The sequence below is a fragment of the Mesorhizobium sp. M1406 genome (assembly GCF_040317555.1).
GTDB lineage: Bacteria > Pseudomonadota > Alphaproteobacteria > Rhizobiales > Rhizobiaceae > Mesorhizobium.
Map to the genome: position 1 here is coordinate 1 of NZ_JAMYKW010000019.1, position 22,820 is coordinate 22,820.

Genomic DNA, 22,820 nt, shown 5'->3' on the forward strand with positions numbered 1-22,820 from the left:
GAACAAAATCGCGTGTCTCGCCGCAGCGTGACAGCCGTCCCGGCCAGCTATCGCTGCATCAATCCGCTGATAACTTTACAGTGCCCCGGCGGGAACTGAAATCGTCTTTACTCCTGACGGGAACGTGTAGGTTGGCACGGCGGAATCTCTCACGCCTCGTCGAGGCTGAGATAAGCTCTCGCCGCTCGAACAGCCGCATCCTGCTCACCCGCCTTGAGTGTCTCCAGCGGCGTTCGTTGCAGTGTAGGGTCGACTTCGATCAGGAATTGCAACGCCGACCATCTACCAGCGCCAGAGGCGTCGAATTCGCGCATGACGGCGCCCAGACCATCGACGATCTTGACCTTGCGATTCTTAATGACGAATTGCGCCTCGGGCACGACCAATTCGGAACCGCGCATCAAGCCGAGCGCCGTCCCAAGTCCAATGCGCTTGTGCAGGGCTTGTCGGGAAACGCCGAGCTGCTTTGCGGCTTCGGTCAGCGACAGCGATTTCCCCGCCTTGCCGAGCAATTCCGTCTGGACTGCCTTGAGCCGCGCCTCTTCCTCGCTCGCATCGTCTGATGCAATTGTCTCGAGTTCACCAGCCAGCTCGATCGCGGCCTTCAACTGGTCCGCCACCAGGTCCAGGTGACGTGTCAGTTCGTGAAAAGCGCGCGGCCGATCCTTGACGAAGAGATCGCGCAGCTGGCTTTCCACCGGCGTTATCTCGCTCAGCATGCGGAATGCATAGTAGGTAAGGGGTTCGACTTCGACAGGCGGCGACCACTTATGCAGCAAAGCGCATTTGAGCTCGCGATAGCGGTTGAACGTCGTGTTCACCAAGCTGTAGTACCACACACTGATTCCATGCGTTGGCTTCACTACATTGCGCGCCACGGGTAGCTCGAAGTCCACGACGTGCGCCTTGTCGAACGCAACATACATATGAAGCGAAGCGCATTCGACACGGTGACCAAACCGCGCAACCGAGGCGACGTCGCTGCGCTCCCTCTCCAGCACATGAACCAGGTCGATGTCATAAGGTTCTGCCCGACCGTGCTCCAGCAAGGAAGCCACCGCTGCTTCCATCGGTTGATAGTTGCCACCAAGTAGCCAGCTGCCTGACAGATACTGATGCGGCTCTGGTCGCCCAGCGGCGCGAAGCAAAACCTCTCGAAGCGACTGGTCCAGGATTGACCTGCCAGCTCCACTCAGGTCCGCCGCCGCCATCAACGCGCTTGTGAGTTCATTGGATGCCATGTCTATCTCCGATCCTCGTTCCGTCTGGATGATCGGACGGGTTGATAGTCAGGGTTGATATTGGGCCCTTGCCCCAGTTTGTCAACCTAGCGCCCAGCTAAACAGTCATCCGTCGGTAAGCAAAGAGCCGTTTCGACGGATGCCCCTGTGCCCTGGTGCCGTGGGGCTCGGCGAACCCGCCAAGCGGTTGATACATACGGGTGATGATCTCATGCATCGGACATGATGGCTCCGGCATAGATTTTCGACGGCATGTGTGATGATACTTCCTTGGTCAACCCCCGACGTTGAATGCCTACTTTTGGAGCGGGACACCTCCGGACGAGCTTGCATCGCGTGATCGAGCAACCGGGCGATTGGAGCGCGAAACGAATGGGACGCGTCGCGACGTCCCATCGGGCACCTGCAAATCACCAACGGTCTTACGGGCGACGCCGCGCGACCTCGAAGCCTCAAAATGCGTTCGCCTCCAAGGCCATGAACGAGGCTGCGCCTTCCGACCGGATGGGTGTCCTGGTGCCGATATCCACTATTCTGTAAGATGGTCCATTAACAGGTCTGGAAGCTATCTAAAAATCGATTTATGGGGCGTATTGTCGTATGTCGCAGGCTGGTGTATATGTTCATCAACAGAGCACAAAGTAGGTTAGCGACCCATTAATGGAACAATGCAATGGTCAAACCGACTGCGCGGTCCTTTTCGCGCTACAGCACCCAAGCTGTCAAGCTTCTCGGCCAGTCGATCCGGCTTGCACGCATCGAGCGAAAGCTAACCATTGCGGAACTCGCGGAGCGAACCGGGCTGTCGCGCGGCTTGGTCCAGCGCATCGAGCGCGGCGATATGGGCTGCGCAATCGGTGCAGTTTTCGAGGCGGCGGCCATCCTTGGCATTCGGCTGTTCGATGCGGGCGAGGTGACGATGACGCTAAGGGTCAATTCGAATGAACAGGTCCTGACCCTGCTGCCGCAATCCGTGCGCACACCAAAGAAGGCCCTCAAAGATGACTTCTGACACGCCTCTGGACGAGGTCTATGTCTGGATTTGGCTGCCAGGCGAAATCTCACCTGTTGTGGCAGGGTTGCTCGGGCGTGCCGGCAACACGTTGGTGTTCAATTATGGCCGCAGCTATCTCCAGCGGGACGATGCGATCCCTATCTACCAGCCGGAGCTTCCTCTTGAAGCTGGAATTCTGCCGCTGACCGCCGGACTGTCCATGCCTAACAGTCTGCGCGATGCGGCGCCCGATGCGTGGGGACGGCGCGTCATCGTCAACCGCAAATTCGGCCAGAAGGGCGCTGCCCTGGACGTCGGCCAGCTTGATGAGCTCACCTATCTCATCGAGTCCGGTTCCGACCGGGTGGGCGCCCTCGACTTTCAGCGCTCCGCCACGGTCTATGAGCCAAGGCAGGGGAAAGCCGCCTCGCTCGACGAGCTTCTCACGGCCGCCGAACGGGTCGAGTCCGGTGTCCCCATCACGGCGGAACTCGATCAGGCCCTGTTTCACGGCAGTTCCCTTGGGGGCGCCAGACCAAAGGCGATGATCGCGGAATGCGGGGCGAAATACATCGCCAAGTTCTCGTCGCGCACCGACGTCCTCAACGTTGTCAAGGCCGAGTTCGTAGCCATGCGTCTGGCCGACCTAGTCGGGCTCACCGTTGCCCCGGTGCGCCTCGTCGCAGCCGCAGGTAAGGATGTACTGCTGATCCAGCGCTTCGATCGGGTGCATGGCAAGGCGGGGTGGCTTCGAAAGGGTATGGTCTCGGCCCTCACCCTGTTGGCCCTCGACGAACTCATGGCGCGCTATGCTAGTTACCAGGACCTAGCCGAAATCATCCGCCATCGCTTCGAAGCGCCGAGGGCGACATTGCATGAGCTGTTCGGACGCCTGGTCTTCAACATACTGTGCGGCAACACCGACGACCACGCCAGGAACCATGCTGCATTCTGGGACGGATCGACGCTAACGCTGACACCTGCCTACGACATCTGTCCGCAGGGCAGGGCCGGCAACCAAGCAGGGCAGGCCATGCTCATTGCTGGCGATAACCGGCAGAGCCGGTTCGCGGTCTGCATCGCCGCAGCTGCACAATTTCAACTCCATGAGGAAGAGGCCATCACCATCATCGAAAAACAGGTCGATACAGTTCTCAAACAATGGAGCGTCATTTGTGACGAGGCCCAACTGAGCGCCGTCGAACGCAATGTGATGTGGCGCCGGCAGTTTTTGAACCCGTTTGCATTCGAGGGCGCACCCAAACGTCTGTCAGGAATGATCGAGTAGGACAAGGGCGCTTTCGAGGGGAAAACTTCACCCAAGAATTGCTCTGCCGCAGCCTGCGTCGTCACGACGCGTCATCAGCAGCAAGGGACGGGAGGCGGCAGGGTCATCATTCTTGACCGCCTGTGAAGCAACGGACGCCAGGGCAGCGACGTTCCTCCGCACGCGCCGGAGTTGACATTGTCAGGAAAAAATTTTACGACAGCTGACATTGTGGAGATTCGAATGAGCGACGGTCCGCACAAAAGCCTGCCATTGCGTCCCAAATACAGGCGCGTCGCCGAGTGGGCGTACAAGTCGGCATTCGCTATTCCAGAGGTCTGCGAAGCGGCCGAATCTGCACTCGTTCAAGACGCACACATAGAGCTGCGTAGTGTGATCAAGCAGCTGGTCGAGCTCGTTGAGGGGAGCGATCTTTTTAGCAGGCAACCGGATGAGTTGCAGCGACAGTTGTACGAACTACGTGACGACCCGGCGGTACATCCGTTGGCCGCAAACGCGATTGAATGCATTCAAATGGCAGTCCAACAAGGCTTGCAAGGACGCGATGCGGTCCAGAGCGGGATTGCCACGGCATTGAGCGAGCGTCTGGACGCGAATGGGCGGACGACGGAGGAGCATTATCTAGCCGAGCGCGGGCCGGGTGCAGGTCGCACCATCCGCAATCGCATGGGTGAAGTAAGCGCTGGAATGCACGAGAACGGCTCGTTCACCCGCATTGCTCGTTCGCTCCTCGGTGACGGTACTGTCGCCATCACGAGAACTCCCGCGGTGCGAGGCGGGCTTGATGAGGGAGTTTCCCTATGAAGGTTCTGCAAGGAGAATGCCCTGCTCTCAAAGTTCATGTCATTGAGGCCGGCGGAAAAGCACAGGAAGGCTGGCAACCCGTCGAGATTGGCAAATCCATCATTTTCAACATGAAGGATCTAGATGATTACCGCACGAAGAATTGGGACAGCCGAATCTTCGACACGCTCGTTCTGATCGCCGCGGTGGAATATTGCGACAAGGCCTGCAAACGCTCGGCATGGGGATGGATGCGGAAGTTCCAGTTGGCTATGCCCGTCAATGATCTGGATCGCTGGCAAGATCCCAAAGTCGTAGCGGCGCTCATGTCTGCCCTCAAATTTCTAACTGGCGATGCGTGGAACATATCGTTCTATCAGCGCCAACTCGCTCCCGAGGAAGACGTCGGTAGACAGAGTCGTTTGGAATTTGGTGATACCACACGCATAGTCACGCCGTTCAGCGATGGTCTGGACTCACGGGCAGTGAGCGCATTGCTTTCGGCGGGGGGACGTTCGGATCGATTGATCCGCATTCGGGTGGGGTCAAAAAAGGGCGATCGCCCCCGTCGCGGCAGCCAGAGGCTCCCCTTCCTCAACATTCCCTTCAAGATCAAAGCCGGGCCGGACGGATTCAAAGAGTCCTCCGCTCGGAGCCGCGGCTTTAAGTTTGCCTTTATGAGCGCGACCGCCGCGTATCTGATCGGGACCCATGACATCGTGATGCCGGAAAGTGGTCAGGGGGCGCTCGGTCCATCGTTGGTACAAACCAGCCACGGCTATGAGGACTACAGAAACCACCCTCGTTTTTTGACCAAAATGGAGCGGTTGTTCGCCGCGCTTTTCGAGTACCAAGTCGTGTACCGGCTTCCGCGCTTGTGGAAAACGAAAGGTGAGACGCTTCGCGAATTCGCAGCCCTTCCCATCGAGCCGAAAGAGTGGATCGAGACCCGTTCGTGCTGGCAGCAGAACCGGAATTCCTCCGTAGATCATAAATGGCGCCACTGCGGCATCTGCGCCGCTTGTATGCTCCGCAGACTCAGCTTTCACGCGGCCGGTGTCGACGAGCCGAAAGAGAACTACATCTGGGAAGAGTTGTCTGTTCCTGCGTTTGCTCAAGGAGCTGCCAAAGGGTTCGACAAGATAACGGGGGCGATGGAGCAGTATGCCGTCGCCGGATCTCTGCACCTTGATCATTTGGCCGATTTGAGCTCTTCGTCTGCCCATCGGAAACGCATGAGCCGGCACGCTTGGCAATTGTCCGAAGAACTGGACATGTCGCATGCGGATGCGGAAGGCGAGCTCTTCGGTCTTCTTGAACGGCATAGGATTGAATGGATGGCATTTACGAAAGATCTGGGTCCTAGATCATTTGTTGCTCGGTGGTTGGCTTGACTGCGATGAACGGAGCCGATGATCAGCTCTCAGCTGGGGAAGTAGGCGAGAGAATTCGTATCGCACGTGAAAATGCAGGCAAGACCCAGGCAGACGCTGCCCAGGCTATCGGTGTGGCACGCACCACCTTGGTCGCGATGGAAAAAGGGGCGCGGCGCGCAAAGATTGGCGAGTTGCAAAAGCTGGCACGCTTTCTGGACACCAGCACCAACGCGTTGCTCCGTAAAGAAGCGATCCACGTCGAGCTTACACCAAAATTTAGGAGACTAACCGAAAACGAAGGACAGCCCGTTGCGGCAGCAGCAGACCTGATGGCGCAACTCGTAAGGGCCGAGGTCGAACTCGAGGCTCTCCTCGGTGTCGAACATGTGCGCAATCTGCCGCCTGAAAGACGCATTCTTGCTGGCGACGTTCGTCAGCAGGCAGAACAACACGCCTTGGAACTTCGTCATTGGCTCGGTCTTGGGCTTGCGCCGATCGCGGATATCGTCACTCTGCTCGAACTGCAAATGGGTGTTCGTGTCTATGCGAGGCGTTTAGCGGCGAGAATTTCAGGCTTGTTCGCCTATGATGAAAAGGTAGGTGCCTGCATTCTCCTAAATGCGAACCATCCAATCGATCGCCGCACGCAAACGGCCGCGCATGAGCTTGGTCACTTAGTGGCCACTCGCGGAGACGCAGAAGTCTATGAGATCGATGAACTGGAGAGCTCGCGCGAGGAAAAATATGCCAATACATTCGCAAGAAGTTTCCTGACGCCGGCGCAGGCGGTTCGGCAGAAATTCGCCGAAGTGACGGCAGGTGCTACGAGCCTAACTCGCCGTCATGTGATCGTTCTTGCACATTACTTCCATGTTTCGCGCGAAGCCCTTGTCCGACGACTTGAAGAGCTGCAACTCACGAAAAAGGGAACCTGGGATTGGTTTGTGCAGAACGGAAACATTACGGATGAGCAAGCGCAACAAGTTCTAGGAGATGTGTCCAGAAATGACCATCTGAAGGACGACGCAGGCAGGTCCGTGTCGCTGAGAACCGGCCTGATGGCATATGAGGCGGCAAAGCGAGGCCTCCTCAGTGAGGGCCAAATTGCAAAGCTCCTTCGTATCGATCGGGTCGAGGTGCGCGATCTGCTGAGCGATATAGATGCCGAGGAAAGTGGGGCCAATGCGGCAACCTCGATTCTCCGGTGATCTTCCGTCTCACATAATTGCTGATACGAGCGTCATTATTAATCTCAATGCCACCGGCATTGCGAGCGACATCATTCGGTCGCTGAACGTGACGCTGCGTGCAAGTATCGTCGTAAGGGACGAGCTTATCGACGATCGGAATAGCGGTCGGAATGATGCCGACCTCGCTCAACAGTTGGTGCGGGATGGCCTGCTGCAGTTTGCTGAGTTTGACGACGAGAGTGAGGGGGTATTTGAAAGCCTGGTGAGTGGCAGCGCAGAGACGACCCTGGATGATGGAGAGGCGGCAACGTTGGCTATCGCGGTATCGTCTCAAGGGTTGGCGATCATTGATGAACGCAAGGCAGTTCGTATCGCCGGTGATCGCTTTCCTGCACTCCAACTGCTCGCTACCGCGGATCTCTTGCAATCCGATCGCATCCTTCGCGCGCTGGGAAATGAGCGTCTCGCACAAGCCGTCTTACGTGGCTTGAAGGGAGCGCGGATGGCGATTGCGGAGCGCCACCATGATTGGATTATAGGCCTACTTGGTGAGCAGATTGGAGAGTGTCGCAGTTTGCCGGCCGCACTGCGTCGAGCGTCGACCTGATCGCTCGACAGCCGTTGGCGCGTTTCGCGATCTCAGCACACCGCACTACTAGGCAATGGAATTGGAAATTCATCAAGGAATCCTGCGGGAGGTCGTAGAGCCGGTGCCGCAAATGTCGAAAATCGACGGGTGTCGAAATAATCAGTTGGCTTGAACAATCGTGTAATCTCTCCATCCCGGCAGGTCTGGTTCCGGAGGAAAGAAGGAGCCGTATGACCGTTTGAGTGCAAAATGACGCTCAATGGCTTTGCTCCTTTCAACCTTTGCCGCATCCGGGGTCAAGTCGAGCTAAAACACCACCTCACGAGAGCTCTGGTCGGCGGCGCCAGCCTGAAGGCGGCGGACTTTCTCGGCATCGCCGAAGCCTATCGAAATATCTCGTAGCATCCAAAGCCTATCGGGCGCTTCGGATAGGCTGTGCTGCAGCGGGAATCCTTGCAAAGGGCGCATTGCTTCTCATATTCCGGCGACGGGCTTGGAAATGCCGTCAAAGCATCGTATTGAGCCGCCTCCAAATCACCGGTCGTTTCCGCGGCCGCGCAAGGCTTTGCCAGGATAAACTATGGAAACCGTACTGATCGTCGTCCACCTCATGGTCGTGCTCGCTCTTGTCGGCGTGGTGCTGCTGCAGCGCTCCGAAGGCGGCGGCCTCGGCATCGGCGGCGGATCGGGCTTCATGACCGCGCGCGGCGCCGCCAACGCGCTGACGCGGGCGACGGCGATCCTAGCGGCGGCTTTCTTCGCCACTTCGCTGACGTTGTCCATCGTCGCCCGTTACGGCGAAAAGCCGATCGACATTCTCGATCGTGTGCCTGCGACGAACGGCGCGGGCGGCGGCGTGCTCAACCAGTTGCCTGGCACCACGGCGCCAACGCCACCTTCCGACAATACGGCGCCAACGCCGCCTTCCGGCAATGATGCCGCAGCCCCGGCTCCCGCTACACCACCCGCAGCGGGATCGACTACGCCGCCGGCTACAAACGGCGTCACCCTGCCAGTAACGCCGCAGGTTCCAAACCAGTAATCGGCAGTGTCCGGCGCCGCGATCTGTTGTTGTTTGAACACATTGGTCCGACGGCCAGGGTCATTTGGTCATTTAGGATTTAGGACACGTGAGTCCGGCGCCAGCTAGTACGACGCTTTGATTGGGGACGCCGGCGGTGTCGAGAACTCCGTTTCTGGTGCGGAGGACGTGCATAGAGCCAACGCCGGGCGCTTAGTTCGGCATCGAAGACGAAGGCGACGCTGAAGCACGCGGTACATGTAGCTGCGAAATAAGAGTTCCAGTTGGGGCCGGAGCCGGACCGAATAGCTTCGAGGCTCGGATTTTGTTAAGCGGACCGTCACATCCTTCGTGCCTCAGCGTGAACTGACCTATGCCGTCATTCGCCTATAGCCTCAGCTCTTCCAGAGTGAGGGAGTTTAGCTTCTTGCCACGGGTGCGCTTCAGCTCGGGGTTTTTCAGCTCATCGAGCATCACGAACTTTCCATCACGGAACACATGCCACTTCCGGATGGCGCTCAGCGACACCGTTCCCCCGTTCGTCTTGCTGAAGTGCTTCTTTTTGGTCTGCACAATTTCCATGGCGGGCTGGAACGGCCGACCGTGTGACGGCTCGATCCGCTTGCCGTCCATATAGAAGCCGTCCCCTCACGGATTACGGCTTCCCCGTCGGGAATACCGGCATACTTCGCGGGGCGAGACAGGACCAAATACAGCTTTTCGCCCACCGGCGGGTGGATGCCTTCCTTGTAGTCGATGAATTTAGCTGCGGGAGCAGCGGGCTTTGCTGTCTGTTTCTGAAGCGGGGTAAGCGCCCGCACCAGTATCTGTGACTTGGTATCGTCGGGGCTCTTCCAAAGCCCCTCAATCAGTCTCACGGCATCAGCGGTGAGGCCTGCAAGTGTCGCTGTTGGACAGCTTATAGATATCACCGATATATTCCGACGCGGCCTTCACGCCGACGGGCTGAGCCTTTCTGCCTAGCCGGTGTCCGGCCAGATGCCATGGCATTTTGCCAATCTGCATTGGCAGTCGGCCGCGGCCGGGAGCAGACTTGCGGGCTCGATGGACATGACATAGTCGATCCCATGACTATATTAACGGGGGCTCACCGGACCCTCCTCTGCCCGGTTCAAGCCCGGATTGATGTTGGAGAAAAAATTGGCCTCGCAGCCTCCCGTCACGCCTGGAGACAGGGCCGAAGCCGCAGCGACAAAACCGTTGCGCGCCGATGCGCAGCGCAACCGCGATGCGCTGATCGAGGTCGCCGCGGTGGCCTTTGCGGCACATGGCGTCGATGCCTCGCTGGAGGAGATCGCGCGCCAGGCCGGCGTCGGCGCCGGCACGCTCTACCGGCATTTTCCGACGCGCGAGCATCTGGTCGAGGTGGTCTACCGGCGCGAAGTGGAAGGCCTGTGCGCGGCCGCCGACGAGCTCGCCCTGCACCATCCGCCCGACGTCGCGCTCGAACAATGGATGCAGCGCTTCGTCGACTACATCGCCACCAAGCGCGGGCTGGCCACGAGCCTGCGCATCCTGCTCTCGACCAATTCCACGCTGTTCTCGGATACGTCAGGCCGGGTGTCGCTGGTCTTGCGGCGGCTGGTCGACGCCGCCGTCGCCGACGGCTCGATCCGCGGCGACGTCGACAGTTCCGACGTGCTGCACGCATTGGGCGGCATCTATTCGGCGCCCGACAGCCAGGACTGGCACGACCGCTCGCGCCGGCTGGTGTCGCTGCTGATGGACGGGCTGCGGTTTGGGGCGACGAAGGGTAGTGGGTAAAGGCTGGGCCGCCGAAGGCGCGGCGCTAGAACGAAGTCGGCTTTGCGCCCGAGAAAGACCCGCTGCGCGGGATGGGCGCGCGCTGTGAGGTAGAGGGCGCAAGCCGGCCGGCTTCGGATCTTGATCGGAAAAAGCGGACAGCCGGCCAACCGCCACTTCCATTCTACTCTACCTCGCATGGGGGCGCGTGGCGGGAGATTATGCCAGTTTTGTTGCTAACATCGTTTTGTCATCAAACACTGTGTTAGGAAGAAACGGTGCGGTGCCTTACGCTGAATTCCTCGCCGAACTTGATCGTGCTGGACTCAGTGTGCGCAGTTTTGCCGAGTTGATTGGTATGAACCCCAATTCGGTGACCAACTATGCCGGCCGGGGCGAACTGCCGCAGCACATCGCGCTCGTCGCCGTGCTGTGGCTGAAATGGCGGAGTGCGGGTCGACTATCGAAACGCAATTGCCAAGGTCGCACCAACCAAGAAGCCGCGCGGCGCGACCCGTTGCGGCCATTTCGGCGGCGACCGGCAGGCCAGCCTGGATTTGCAGTCGTGAGCGGGCGGAGGGATCACGCTCGTGACTGATTGGCTGGCGCGACTCGAACCCTTCGGCGCTGATCGGCAGGCGCTGCATACGCTCGACTCCATGCTTGTGGTACCTCCCTTAAACTCCTAGGCCTTTATTGGAATTCAAATTCCTGGGTATTTGTGGCATTACGGCTTGGGGCGAGAAGATCGCATGACCGCAGCAGCGGCAGGCGCACATCTAGGGGGAGCGATTGCCGCGAATATTTGACAACATTGAAACCGGCTTGCTTCCGGCTTTGCGTCAGACGCTTGAAGTCTCGGCGCGAGGTGATTTTTGCGTGGGCTACTTCAATCTGCGCGGGTGGAAGTCGATTGACGATCTGATTTCTGCTTGGCCTGGCGGCGAAGGCGATCAGTGTCGGCTGCTGGTCGGGATGCAACGTCTCCCGCAAGAGGAATTACGGATCGAACTCGGCGCTACCAAGGAAGAACATGCGCTCGATAACCAAACTGCGCTTCGCCTGAAAAGGAAGCTGGCAGAAGAATTCCGCGTTCAATTGACCCTTGGCATGCCAAACAACGCCGACGAGGCGGGGTTGCGCCGCCTTACTGCCCAACTCAAGGCGAAACAGGTGTCGGTTCGCCTTTTTTTGAAACACCCGCTTCATGCAAAGCTTTACCTGCTGTTCAGGCCAGATGCGAACAACCCGATTACCGGCTTTTTAGGAAGCAGCAATCTGACCCTCTCCGGCCTCGCGAAGCAAGGCGAATTGAATGTCGATGTCCTCGACCATGACGCAACATCAAAGCTGGCGAAGTGGTTCGACGACCGTTGGTCGGATCGCTGGTGCATCGATATCACCGAAGAACTGATCCAGGTCATTGAGGAAAGTTGGGCGCGCGAAGAGACACTCGACCCCTACATGATCTACGTGAAGATGGCCTACCATCTTGCGCAGGAAGCACGTGCTGGCCTGAACGAGTTTCGAATTCCCTCTGAGTTCGGCAACCGGCTCTTCGCCTATCAGGAAGCTGCGGTCAAAATCGCGGCTCATCACTTGAACAAGCGCGGTGGCGTTCTGATCGGCGATGTCGTTGGCCTCGGCAAAACGCTGATGGCCACGGCCTTGGCGAAAATATTCCAGGACGATCATTTCACTGAGACGTTGATCATCTGCCCGAAGAACCTCGTGAAGATGTGGGAGGACTATGTTTCCGAGTATCGGCTGATCGCCAAAGTTCTTTCGGTGACACGTGCCACCCGTGAACTGCCCGAGCTTCGTCGCTATCGCGTCGTGCTTATCGACGAAAGCCACAACCTACGGAACCGGGAAGGGCGAAGATATCGAGCGATCCAGGAATATCTCACGGAAAACGAAAGCCGCTGCATCCTCCTGTCCGCCACGCCCTACAACAAAACCTACGGCGACCTTTCAAGCCAGTTGCGGCTCTTTGTTCCCGAAGATCGAGACATCGGTGTCAGACCGGAACGATTGCTTCAAGACATCGGTGAAACGGAATTCATAAGGCGCCACCAATGTCCCGTCCGATCTTTGGCGGCCTTCGAAAAGAGTACCTATACGGATGACTGGCGCGAATTGATGCGCCTCTACATGGTCCGACGCACGCGCACGTTCATTCAGGACAATTATGCCCAGACCGACCCGGCCAACGGTCGGAAATTCCTGACGTTCGAAGACGGATCTCGCTCGTACTTCCCCGAACGTGTGCCGCGCACGCTGCGGTTCAACATCAATGACAAGGACACGACCGATCAGTATGCGAGCCTTTACGCTGCGCCGGTTGTAGATGCGATCAACCAGATGCATCTGCCGCGCTACGGCCTCGGGAACTATGTCGCGCCCAGACCACACAAGCCGCCGACGCCGAATGAGGCGAAGCAGCTCGATGACCTTTCGCGGGCTGGTAAGCGCCTCATGGGGTTCTGCCGTACCAACCTCTTCAAACGGCTGGAAAGCAGCGGTGAGGCGTTTCAGCAATCACTAGAGCGCCACGTCCTCCGGAACTACATCTTTCTGCACGCTATCGAGAACGATCTTCCTCTGCCACTCGGCACGCAGGACGCCGGACTTTTGGACACCGCGAACTATGACGAGGATATCGACGATCAGAGCGCCGACGCCGAACTCTTTGCGGAGGGCGAGGACGAGAATACGCAGAATTCCGAGACGCTTGATCTGCGCGACGAGGCAGCTTTTCGGGAGCGGGCGGCGGAGACTTATCGTTTGTATGCCGGCCAGTTCAAGCGGCGGTTCAAGTGGCTCCGGCCCGATCTATTCGTCGCGCAGTTGAAGAAGGATCTGGCGACCGATAGCACTCGACTTTTAAAGATTCTCCACGAATGCGGCGACTGGGACCATGCGAAAGATACCAAGCTCACCGCGCTGATCGAATTGCTGACCAAGAAGCATCCAAAAGAGAAAGTCCTGGTCTTCTCCCAGTTTGCAGACACGGTTCGCTACCTTGAGCGGCGCCTGAAGGGCGCGGGTCTCAAGGCAATGGCGGCTGTCTCCGGGGAAACGTCGGACCCAACCAGCGTTGCCTGGCGGTTCAGCCCAGGCAGTAACAACAAGCGCGACAAGATCCAACCCGAAGTGGAATTGCGCGTCCTGATCGCAACTGACGTGCTCAGCGAAGGCCAGAACCTTCAGGATGGCGCGATCTTGGTGAACTACGATCTGCCTTGGGCGATCATTCGCCTTATCCAGCGTGCGGGCCGTGTGGATCGTATCGGGCAGAAGGCCGAGAAAATCCTCTGCTATTCGTTCCTACCGGCCGATGGTGTGGAGCGCTTGATCCAATTGCGCTCGCGCGTCCGCCAGCGCTTGAAGGAAAACGCGGAAGTCGTCGGAACCGACGAGGCGTTCTTCGAGGACGAAGGCGAACGTCAGGAGCTTGTCGATCTCTACAATGAGAACGCGGGGATTCTCGACGGCGAGGCCGATACCGAGGTCGATCTTGCATCCTATGCCTACCAGATATGGAAAAACGCGATTGATGCGAACCCGGCGCTGCAGAAGGCCGTCCCGGAGCTTCCATCGGTTGTATATTCAACGAAGGCATATACGCCTCAGGATGGGCGCCCCGCGGGAGCGCTCGTGTATTTGCGGACCGCCCAAGGCAACGACGCTCTCGCGTGGGTGGACAAAGATGGCGCCAGCGTCACCCAATCTCAGTTCGAAATCCTAAAAGTCGCGGCGTGTGAGCCGAATACCCCCGCATTGGCGCGGCAAGAAGAACATCACACAATGGTTGCCAAGGGCGTCGAGCACATCGCCGCCGAAGAAAAGCAGGTCGGCGGGCAACTCGGCCGCCCTTCGGGCGCGCGCTTCCGAACCTACGAGCGGCTCAAGCGCCACGCCGACAAGGTGAAGGGTACATTGTTCGATTTGCGTGAGCTCGGCAAAGCTATCGAGGAGATTTACCGTTTCCCGCTCCGCCAATCGGCGACAGACACTTTGAACCGCCAGATGAAGACGGGGGTCAGCGACGATAAGCTGGCCGAACTGGCTTTGGCGCTACGAGAGGAGGATCGGCTCTGCCTGGTCCAGGATGAAGAACAATCCGGCGAACCGCAGATCATCTGCTCGTTGGGGCTTGCGCGTCTAACGGCGTGATGAAGGGGACGGGGATGGACTTCAACGCCGGGAATGCCAGAACGCTGCTGGAACAATTCGAGTTCGCGAAGCTCTTCATCGAGGAACTGGGATGGGATCGACACGCTGCCGACCTCTCGATTCCCAGCGCGGGCACGACATTTGCGCTGCGAGCAGTCGCCGAGAAGCGCGGGATGGTTGCCTGGGTCTGCCAGGCGCCTGCCGGGCAGCAAATCCCCGATCGCGCCATGCGAAGGAAGATCGAGACCCAAGTCGCAAAGACGACGCTTGAGCACCTCATCATCTTCACCGACGCGAAACGCGCGGAGCAGATCTGGTGCTGGGCGCGGCGCGAGGCCGGCAAACCCGCCTCGGTTCCCGAGCACTTTTGGTATGCGTCATCGGGCAATCGCGGCTTCCTGCAAAAGCTGGAAGCGATCGCGTTCTCACTCGCCGAGGAGAACGCCCTTACGCTGGTTGATGTCACGGCGCGGGCTCGCGCCGCCTTCGATGTCGAACGCGTCACAAAGCGTTTCTACGACCAGTTCACAAAGGAACATATCGCGTTCCTCAGCTTCATCAGCGGCATCACCGAGGTGGCGGACAAGGAATGGTATGCCTCGCTGATGCTCAACCGCTTGATGTTCATTTACTTCATGCAGCGGAAGGGGTTTTTGAACGGCGAGCGGGACTATTTGCGCGACCGGCTTGCGCGCTGCCAGCGGGAAAAAGGACAGGACAAGTTCTATTCCTTCTACCGCTATTTCTTGCTGCGCCTATTCCATGAAGGGCTTGGCGGCAAGGCGCGGAACCCGGAACTCGATAAGCTCCTCGGCCGCATCCCCTATCTGAACGGCGGCCTGTTCGAAAAACACCCGATCGAGGAGCGCTGCCCGGACATCAAGATTCCGGACGAAGCCTTCACACGCATCTTCGCCTATTTCGACCGCTATCAATGGCATCTCGACGAACGGCCGCTGCGCAACGACAACGAGATCAATCCGGACGTTCTCGGCTACATCTTCGAGAAATACATCAACCAGAAGCAGATGGGCGCCTACTACACAAAGGAGGACATCACCGAGTACATTTCGAAGAGCACGGTGATCCCCTTCCTGTTCGATGCCGCCAAGGCAAAATGCAAGGTGGCCTTTGAGAACCCGGGCGGGCCGACGATCTGGGATCACCTGCGCGACGATCCGGACCGCTATATCTACACCGCCGTCAAGCACGGCGTAGAACACGCGATCCCGCCCGAGATCGCGGCTGGCATCGAAGACGTTTCGGCGCGCTCGCAATGGAACCAGAAGGCGCCCGCCGACTTCGCCTTGCCTACGGAAATCTGGCGCGAGGTCGTGGCGCGACGCACCCGCCATGCGGAAATCCGCGCAAAACTGGCGGCGGGCGAGATCCGCGACGTCAATGATCTCATCACGCTCAATGTCGACATACGACAATTCGCCCAGGACGTGATCGAGCGCTGCGAAGGCCCGGACCTGCTGCGCGCCTTCTGGAAGGCGATCGAGGCCGTCACGGTTCTTGATCCCACCTGCGGCTCAGGCGCATTCCTGTTCGCCGCGCTTAACATCCTCGAACCGCTCTACGAGACCTGTCTCGATCGGATGGAGGCCTTTGTAGCCGATCTTGAGCGCTCGGCCGAAGGCCACGCACCGAAGAAGTTCGAGGATTTCAAAGCTACGCTGGCTAAGGTCAGCGCGCACCCGAACGCCCGCTACTTCACGCTGAAGAGCATCATCCTGAACAATCTCTTCGGTGTCGATATTATGGAAGAGGCGGTCGAGATCTGTAAGCTCCGCTTGTTCCTGAAACTTGCGGCACAAGTCGATCCCGATCAGAAGCACGAAAACCTCGGCATCGAACCGCTGCCGGACATCGATTTCAATATCCGCGCCGGCAACACGCTGGTCGGCTACGCAACTTATGGCGACGTGAAAAGAGCGCTGACGAGCAAGCTTGACCTTGACAACGCCGTGGGCCGCATCACCCGAAGCGCTGCCGATCTTCAGCAAGCGTCCGACGCCTTTCGCGCGCGCCAGATGGAGGGGGATGGCTCGGTCCCGCCCGCGGATAAGGCAAGGCTTCGCGAGCGGCTCAAGCATTTGGAGGAAGAACTCAACCGCCAGCTTGCTGTCGAATACGGAGTGAGTACCGACACCCCCGCTTATTCGAAGTGGCTTAAGAGCCACGAACCCTTCCATTGGTTTATTGAATTTTACGGCATCATGCAGGGCGGCGGCTTTGATGTCGTTATCGGAAACCCGCCCTACATAGAATTGCTAGAGGTAAGGGCTTACGCCGCTAGGGGTTATGAATGCGAGGGATGCGGGAATTTATACGCACTCGTACTTGAGAGATGCGGCCATTTGATTAGTGCGAGCGGCCGCCAAGGATTCATTGTTCCGGTTTCCTCCGTCTCGACCGACCGCTACTACCCTCTCCAAAAATATCTTACGAGCTACGACCTGTATTTCAGCAATTATGACGACAGACCTTCTCGACTGTTCGATGGACTCGAGCACATCCGCTTAACCATACACATCCTGGGAATCCGGTCCAATTCCCCGACGATCTACGCGACGCGCTATCAAAAGTGGTTCTCGGAAGAGAGACCACATCTATTTGGCATGCTGGCGTACGCTAGGTCGTCGCTGACGCTGGTGCCCAAGAGCATGGCGAAGATTGGCTCTGAACGTGACGTAGAGGTCGCTGAGCATCTTGCCCACCAGAAGACCCCAATCGCCAAGTATTTCGTGAGGGGCGGCAGTGGCTGCGTACTGTATTCAAGAAAGGTAGGATACTTTCTTCAGGTCCTGAACTTCACACCAAAGGTCTTGGACGGAAATGGTAACGAGAGACCGCCATCCGAATTCAAGCGGATAACGTTTACAAACTCCCGGCTAGCCAGTTTGGCACTGGCCTGCCTCAATTCTAATTTGTTCTATTGGTTTGTCACAGTCACTTCCGATTGTCGGCATCTCAACAAGCGGGAGGTTGAGGCGCTTCCAATGCACTTGGAAGCGTTGGCCAGCTCCCCGTATTCCGATCAGATAATCGATACGGTCGTATCACTGATGGATGATTTGCAGGAAAGGTCTGTGACCAGGTCGATGCGGTTTAAGCATGATACTCTTCGAATTCAGTTCATTTACCCGAAGAAGAGTAAAGCGATAATTGATCAACTCGATCGTCAGCTCGGGTCCTATCTTGAACTATCTCCGAAGCAGGTCGACTATTTGGTGAACTACGACGCAAAATTCCGAATGGGCGCGGCCGATGACCTTGCAGGCGAGGGTGAATGAAGGTCGCAGTCCTGGCCTGGGGTTCCCTTGTGAGAAGCGTGGCGATCTGGCCGTAGCCGCGGAGTTTGAGCCAAACGGTCCGCGTTTGCCGATCGAATTCAGCAGGGTCTCCCGTGGCGGGCGTCTAACGCTCGTGATCGACGAAGCCTTCGGCGCGTCCTGCTCTACCTATATCGCCGCAGGCGCGCCATTGGCGATCTCGATGCGGCCATCGAGAACCTCCGCCTCCGTGAAGGCATGCCAAGCGCGAAAGGTGTCGGATTTGTCGATGTCGCCTCTGGTAGGCACGGTGACAGAGCCATGGAACGTCACCCGCAAGCTGTCACGGCGATCAAGACCTGGGCGCAGGCAAACAGCTTTGATGCGGCAATATGGACAGCGCTCGCTACTAATTTCCATGAACCCGACAAAGTAGCCGAGCCGTTTTCGGTGGAAACTGCGATCCGCTATCTCGAAGCGCTCTATGCGCCAAAGCTCGACGCCGGCCGGTGTCGTCGAATTAGAGCGCGACCGGCTCAAATGAGTCGGCAATTAAGGGGTGGTCAAATAGGATTGCTACTTTCAATAGTGCCGGTCGTTCGAATTCCTGCCGACAAATTGGTTGCGAAGGATGCCGACGGAGTGAACGCCGTCATTACCTCGGCGGAGATCGAGGCGTTCGCCGCGCGCATGATCGCGAGCGGGAAGGTGAGGTGACCAAGGTTGATGATGTCTATGCCCTGAAGGTCAATCTTGCAGGGCTCCGGTGAGCTATAGATCGAACACATCGTCCCTCACCGGGTCGAGTAGATCGGGCCGGTTGTTTCTCGGGTTTCATCGGCGCATTCCTGGAGGACCTCGAGACACTGCGGTCCGCCTCAGTGAGCACCCGGAATCTCCGCCTCACGGCCATTCGGTCTTTCTTCAGATATGCATCGTTCGAGGAGCCGGCCCATAGCGCCCAGATTCAACGCGTGCTCGCGATCCCGAGCAAGCGATGCGACAAGCGACAGCTTCAGTTTCTCACCAGGCCCGAGATTGAAGCGATCCTGTCCTGCCCGGATCGCAGCACATGGCTGGGACGGCGTGATCACACTTTGCTCTTGCTGGCCGCGCAAACGGGGTTGCGGGTCTCGGAGATCATCGATCTCGACCGGGACTCGGTGATGCTGGGGCACGGTGCCCACGTGCGATGCGTTGGCAAGGGCCGCAAGGAGCGAAGTACGCCGCTCACCAAGGTTGCACAGCAAGCCCTTCGGGGTTGGCTCAACGAGCCCAGGAAGCGGGGCGCAACGGCTCTCTTTCCGAACATGCACGGCGGCAAGTTGAGCGCCGACGGTGTGCAGGCGCTGCTGAACAAATATGTCGCCAAAGCTCGTGAACATTGCGTCCCCCTCCGCTCGAAGCGGGTGTCGCCCCATGTTTTGAGGCACAGCGCTGCCATGGAGCTGCTGCAGGCGGGCGTCGATTGTTCGGTCATCGCCCTATGGCTCGGCCATGAGGCGATGGAAACGACGCTGACCTATCTTCACGCACATCTTGAGCTGAAGGAATCCGCACTTGGCAAGCTGAAGCCATACGAACGCGCAAAGGCCGAACGATTTCGGCCAAACGACCGACTTCTTGAATTCCTGAACGCCCTTTGAGCATGAGAACTATGCCGAGTGTCAACGACCGGTTCCTGGTCGAAATGGCGGGCAAAGCGCTTCATACCTCCATGATCGGAAGAGGCGCTCGGCATAGTTCGGCGGTCGGCATAAACCGCGAAGATGAACGGCGTCGATTCGTTCGCCTGGCTCGCCTAGACTCTTCAGCGCACCGCCGCCGGGATGGGCCGCTGGCGTCGGCAGACGGAGGCAACCGATTTTGGCCAGTCGTCCAGGTCCTGTGGCGGTGGCGGCATCGTGCTCGGCGGAGACTCAGGCCGGGCGGCGGGCCTGACGAGCTGCGCCATCTGCTTGAAGTCCTACACGCCCAGTGTGCCGCCGGCACGCGCCTTCGATCTGTGCATCGCAAGCCGCCTATTGCTTTTTGTAACGACCATCACGCTGCGCGATAGGTGAGGTAGACGGACCAGATACCGAGCGCGACCGACAATACCCCGAGGCAAAGGGAGATCACCGCCACCCGCGCCGGGACGCGCACCGACGGATTGGATGCGTGGTAGTACCAGAAGATGTGCTGCCACCACTTTGCGGGAACGATGTTCGCGCTGTCTATCCTACCGCCAAGCGCCACGCCCAACTGTCTGCGTAGGAACTCGTCCACCCAGATCACAGGCCTCGTGTCGTCAGCCAAGCCTCGGACCACCGCGTACACGGCTTTGCCATCGTTTTTTATCCGAACGACGGTACCGTTGGGTGTGCCATTCCGATGCTTCTTTGGGATCCGGACGGTGTCGGCAAATACCTCGTCCAGCTTCGCTTCTTCGACCGTCAGATTCATGCTTCCCTCCGCTTGGCCAGCACACTCAATTGTGCGGCTCCTAATGGCCGTTGCCCTTTGACGCATCCGCCGGCGCGGTGCCGGCGGCACGCTCCAAATCTACCATTTTCTTGACCAGGGCCAGCAGATCGCGCTTGGTGCCGTGCGGCAAAGACACGACCTGTCGCGCGAGTTCCACGGTGTCGCGCGCTTCCTCCGGCGTGCGGCCCCATAGATGCGGGGCAGCGCTGAACAGCATTTCCATCGGCATGAATCCGAGGATTTCGCACAGGTGGATCATGCGCGTGACGTGCATTTTTGAGAATGCGCGTTCATAGCGGCCATAAACCTGCATCGAAAGGCCAAGCAAGGGCGCGAGCTCGGCGCGCGTTAGGTCCTTGTCCTCGCGCGCCTTGCGAATGAACTGAGCTACTCTTTCATCGATCTCGCCGAGTGTTTTGATGCCTTCAAACCCCGGCCGGCGGAAAACAGGCTTGTCGATCTCAGGATCGATCGTCTCAACCAATTCCATCTTGTTTTTATAGGCGTCCATATCGTTAGCCACGTCCTCTCCCTTCTTGCCTTTTTCCAGTCGCGGGCAGGGCGACGACCTCAATCAAACATTCAAAACGGGATTGACCCAAGTACGCCCCGGCACTTCCTTGCACAGCGATTTTCCAGAAGCGGGGAGTGAGGACAGCGCTTTCCGCTACTCGCAATAAACGACCATCAGGGCCGTGTTGCGCTCGCCTCGCATGGTTCTTTCTGGCGGAAGCCTGCATTCATAACGCCCTTGAGCTGGCGCGGGGATAGGCACAGCCCACTGAGAGAAAATCAGCGCGCCCTGGCTGCAACCATTCGCCAAGTACCCGGTTCGCCCTCGAACACAGCTTCGACAAGTTTTTCCCCATCGACCCACCCCAGATGCGCCAAGAGTTCGCACGCGATAGAATCTTTGCCGAGACTAATACATCGCTTCACGGTAACCGTCGATCCGGTCCCGTGCATTGAGATATCCCAATTGGATAAGCGAAACAGCTCGCCTTTGGCGGTTTCGTCAGACGGCCGGATGGCCGCACCGAGAGCGGATTCCCTAAGTCCGTTCAATAGGGAAGCGGCCTTTGAGCCTTCACCAAAGTCGAAGCCTTGGCTACCGACGAACGGTGCGGCGTAGATGCCAATAAGGATACCAATCATCATCCCGAGCAGGAAGCTTCGGCCGCCCACGGATCAATAGCCGTTGTCTCGGAGAAACTGGTCGATGGCCGCCTTTATAATCACCGTCATCTTGATGTCGTTGTCGAAGGCGGCCTTTTGCAGTCGCATCTTCGTGTCGTAGTCCAGCGGGCAATTGACGTAGTGCTTGGCTTCTCGCGCGTGCGCTCGTTTGAGGTCGCGCAGGCGATAGCGTCCCTCCTCCTGAGCCAGAGCACGTTCGATCGACTTGCTCTTGCGCTCTTCACCGCCTGGGTTTGGCAGACCGCGCCGCGGCAGTTCCATTGTCGCGTCAGCTTCTGAAACCGGAGCCGCTGTTGGTTCCCGTGCAGGCATTCGCGCCTCTGCCTCTTCCGACAAAGAGGCTGGTTTCATCGCGGCTTTGGATGTGGCTGGCTTCGGCCGTCGCGGAGCGATCGGAAAGTCAGAGACGGACAGTTTGCCTGGCTTAGACATTTCCCACCTTTTCCCGGTTTGTCGCGAGATGGCGATCCAGCTCGGTCACAAACGCCGCGACCTCCGCGCGGCCCTTCATGACCGGGTCGGTCAGCTCGAGCATCTGCAAGGTGCCTAGGCCGTTACGGATTTCGCGGTAGCAATTTCTTTCGGTGAGCTCGGTTTCCATCAGCGTTGATTCATAGCCATTGTCGCGAAGATTGGCGATGAACGGACGGATCAGCCTGTAAGCTTCGAGAACGCGCCCCGGCAGGGCGATGCGCGTCACCACGTTGAGGTGGGGAATCGCGCGCCCCTCCTTGTCGCCAATATCCGCCGTGATGGTGGCGGCTTCGCCGGCCGCCTTGATTTCATCCTGGTTCGGCTGAATTGGCGTCAGCACCAGGTCGGAGTTGCGGATGATCGTATCGCGGATGACGCTGTCGACGCCCGGTGAGTCCATCAGGATTACGTCGTAGACGCCGTGTCGTTCGGCCAGCACAGTTTCAATGCTTCGCTGGGTTGCCGCGCCGTGCAGCTCGATGTTGGCCGGAAGATTGTCCTTGGCGTCACATCGCTTCCACCATTCGGCGAGGTTCTGGCGCGGATCGGCGTCGATCAGAAGAACCTTCTTTCCCTGAATAGCGTACTCGCCGGCAATGAGGATAATGGCTGTCGTCTTCCCGGCGCCGCCTTTGCCGCTGATCGCGCAAATTCTTCGAGGCATGTCTGATCTCCCTCTTTTGGCGCCCCAAAGCCGAACACGGCAGGCCGTCGCCACGCTCATGCCCTCCTCTTGGGCAACTGCATTTCCAAGCGAATGCTTGCGTTCGCATGGCCTTTTTACACGATGCGATCACGCCTCACTATCCCAAGGTGTGATACTTCAATCACATCTTCCTTTCACGTCGGAACGTCATGGCATGTGAACACATCGTGTGAAACTGGAATGTTCGCACGCTGGCGTTGAGCAAACCCTGGAGCCCTCGCCAGTCGACCTCGTTTAGCCAAAGAGGCAGTCAGCGCCGCCGCAGACCTTCCCG

Annotated in this window: 21 protein-coding genes; 14 read left to right on the forward strand and 7 right to left on the reverse strand. The window is 58.4% G+C overall.

Annotated elements, in window-relative coordinates:
* Nucleotides 1–149: 149 nt before the first annotated feature.
* Complete coding sequence (locus tag NKH03_RS17510; protein ID WP_352608046.1) at nucleotides 150–1,241, reverse strand: hypothetical protein; 1,092 nt, start codon at nucleotides 1,239–1,241, stop codon at nucleotides 150–152.
* Nucleotides 1,242–1,914: 673 nt separating this feature from the next.
* Here NKH03_RS17510 and NKH03_RS17515 point away from each other — a divergent pair.
* The 8 genes from NKH03_RS17515 to secG all read left to right on the forward strand — a co-directional run bounded on the left by NKH03_RS17515 (nucleotide 1,915) and on the right by secG (nucleotide 8,503).
* On the forward strand, nucleotides 1,915–2,253 hold the full coding sequence (locus NKH03_RS17515) for a helix-turn-helix transcriptional regulator (RefSeq protein ID WP_352969525.1): 339 nt from the start codon (nucleotides 1,915–1,917) through the stop codon (nucleotides 2,251–2,253).
* Nucleotides 2,243–3,523 (forward strand): type II toxin-antitoxin system HipA family toxin, encoded by a 1,281-nt coding sequence (locus NKH03_RS17520; RefSeq protein WP_352608042.1) that lies wholly within the window; start codon nucleotides 2,243–2,245, stop codon nucleotides 3,521–3,523. Before NKH03_RS17515 ends, NKH03_RS17520 begins: the two co-directional genes overlap by 11 nt.
* Nucleotides 3,524–3,745: 222 nt before the next feature.
* The gene (locus NKH03_RS17525) at nucleotides 3,746–4,327 is read left to right on the forward strand and encodes a hypothetical protein (RefSeq protein ID WP_352608040.1); all 582 of its coding nucleotides are present in this window, start codon (nucleotides 3,746–3,748) and stop codon (nucleotides 4,325–4,327) included.
* The gene (locus NKH03_RS17530) at nucleotides 4,324–5,700 is read left to right on the forward strand and encodes a 7-cyano-7-deazaguanine synthase (protein WP_352969527.1); all 1,377 of its coding nucleotides are present in this window, start codon (nucleotides 4,324–4,326) and stop codon (nucleotides 5,698–5,700) included. Before NKH03_RS17525 ends, NKH03_RS17530 begins: the two co-directional genes overlap by 4 nt.
* 5 nt (nucleotides 5,701–5,705) lie before the next feature.
* Nucleotides 5,706–6,890 (forward strand): ImmA/IrrE family metallo-endopeptidase, encoded by a 1,185-nt coding sequence (locus NKH03_RS17535; protein WP_352608067.1) that lies wholly within the window; start codon nucleotides 5,706–5,708, stop codon nucleotides 6,888–6,890.
* A complete protein-coding gene (locus NKH03_RS17540) occupies nucleotides 6,865–7,479 on the forward strand; it encodes a PIN domain-containing protein (RefSeq protein ID WP_352608036.1) in 615 nt (204 codons plus the stop codon). Before NKH03_RS17535 ends, NKH03_RS17540 begins: the two co-directional genes overlap by 26 nt.
* A gap of 231 nt (nucleotides 7,480–7,710) precedes the next feature.
* Entirely contained in the window at nucleotides 7,711–7,863 is a 153-nt protein-coding gene (locus NKH03_RS17545) for a hypothetical protein (protein ID WP_352606528.1), read from the forward strand.
* Between the two features lie 178 nt (nucleotides 7,864–8,041).
* Complete coding sequence (gene secG / locus NKH03_RS17550) at nucleotides 8,042–8,503, forward strand: preprotein translocase subunit SecG (protein WP_352606520.1); 462 nt, start codon at nucleotides 8,042–8,044, stop codon at nucleotides 8,501–8,503.
* 366 nt (nucleotides 8,504–8,869) lie between these two features.
* Here secG and NKH03_RS17555 read toward each other — a convergent pair whose 3' ends face one another.
* Nucleotides 8,870–9,115 (reverse strand): hypothetical protein, encoded by a 246-nt coding sequence (locus NKH03_RS17555; RefSeq protein ID WP_352606518.1) that lies wholly within the window; start codon nucleotides 9,113–9,115, stop codon nucleotides 8,870–8,872.
* A 513-nt stretch (nucleotides 9,116–9,628) separates the two neighbouring features.
* Here NKH03_RS17555 and NKH03_RS17560 point away from each other — a divergent pair.
* The 6 genes from NKH03_RS17560 (at nucleotide 9,629) to NKH03_RS17585 (ending at nucleotide 19,349) form a co-directional block, all read left to right on the forward strand.
* Nucleotides 9,629–10,267, forward strand: coding sequence for a TetR/AcrR family transcriptional regulator (locus tag NKH03_RS17560; RefSeq protein WP_502899599.1), 639 nt, complete (start codon nucleotides 9,629–9,631; stop codon nucleotides 10,265–10,267).
* A 187-nt stretch (nucleotides 10,268–10,454) separates the two neighbouring features.
* The gene (locus NKH03_RS17565) at nucleotides 10,455–10,844 is read left to right on the forward strand and encodes a hypothetical protein (RefSeq protein ID WP_352606514.1); all 390 of its coding nucleotides are present in this window, start codon (nucleotides 10,455–10,457) and stop codon (nucleotides 10,842–10,844) included.
* A gap of 194 nt (nucleotides 10,845–11,038) precedes the next feature.
* The gene (locus NKH03_RS17570) at nucleotides 11,039–14,425 is read left to right on the forward strand and encodes a helicase-related protein (protein ID WP_352606512.1); all 3,387 of its coding nucleotides are present in this window, start codon (nucleotides 11,039–11,041) and stop codon (nucleotides 14,423–14,425) included.
* Between the two features lie 14 nt (nucleotides 14,426–14,439).
* Complete coding sequence (locus tag NKH03_RS17575; protein ID WP_352606510.1) at nucleotides 14,440–17,724, forward strand: Eco57I restriction-modification methylase domain-containing protein; 3,285 nt, start codon at nucleotides 14,440–14,442, stop codon at nucleotides 17,722–17,724.
* A 300-nt stretch (nucleotides 17,725–18,024) separates the two neighbouring features.
* Nucleotides 18,025–18,420 carry a hypothetical protein gene (locus NKH03_RS17580; protein WP_352606508.1) on the forward strand — a complete coding sequence of 132 codons (396 nt, stop codon included), beginning with the start codon at nucleotides 18,025–18,027 and terminating at the stop codon, nucleotides 18,418–18,420.
* A 257-nt stretch (nucleotides 18,421–18,677) separates the two neighbouring features.
* Nucleotides 18,678–19,349 (forward strand): tyrosine-type recombinase/integrase, encoded by a 672-nt coding sequence (locus tag NKH03_RS17585; protein ID WP_352606506.1) that lies wholly within the window; start codon nucleotides 18,678–18,680, stop codon nucleotides 19,347–19,349.
* A gap of 397 nt (nucleotides 19,350–19,746) precedes the next feature.
* On the opposite strand, the gene NKH03_RS17590 is transcribed toward NKH03_RS17585, so the two are convergent.
* From NKH03_RS17590 to NKH03_RS17610, 5 genes are all read right to left on the reverse strand, one after another.
* The gene (locus tag NKH03_RS17590) at nucleotides 19,747–20,148 is read right to left on the reverse strand and encodes a hypothetical protein (RefSeq protein WP_352606504.1); all 402 of its coding nucleotides are present in this window, start codon (nucleotides 20,146–20,148) and stop codon (nucleotides 19,747–19,749) included.
* 40 nt (nucleotides 20,149–20,188) lie between these two features.
* Nucleotides 20,189–20,680 carry a helix-turn-helix transcriptional regulator gene (locus tag NKH03_RS17595; protein ID WP_352969531.1) on the reverse strand — a complete coding sequence of 164 codons (492 nt, stop codon included), beginning with the start codon at nucleotides 20,678–20,680 and terminating at the stop codon, nucleotides 20,189–20,191.
* A 281-nt stretch (nucleotides 20,681–20,961) separates the two neighbouring features.
* Nucleotides 20,962–21,354 carry a hypothetical protein gene (locus NKH03_RS17600; protein WP_352606500.1) on the reverse strand — a complete coding sequence of 131 codons (393 nt, stop codon included), beginning with the start codon at nucleotides 21,352–21,354 and terminating at the stop codon, nucleotides 20,962–20,964.
* A 3-nt stretch (nucleotides 21,355–21,357) separates the two neighbouring features.
* The gene (locus tag NKH03_RS17605) at nucleotides 21,358–21,627 is read right to left on the reverse strand and encodes a hypothetical protein (protein WP_352606498.1); all 270 of its coding nucleotides are present in this window, start codon (nucleotides 21,625–21,627) and stop codon (nucleotides 21,358–21,360) included.
* Between the two features lie 163 nt (nucleotides 21,628–21,790).
* Entirely contained in the window at nucleotides 21,791–22,504 is a 714-nt protein-coding gene (locus tag NKH03_RS17610; RefSeq protein WP_352606526.1) for a ParA family protein, read from the reverse strand.
* Between the last annotated feature and the right edge of the window lie 316 nt (nucleotides 22,505–22,820).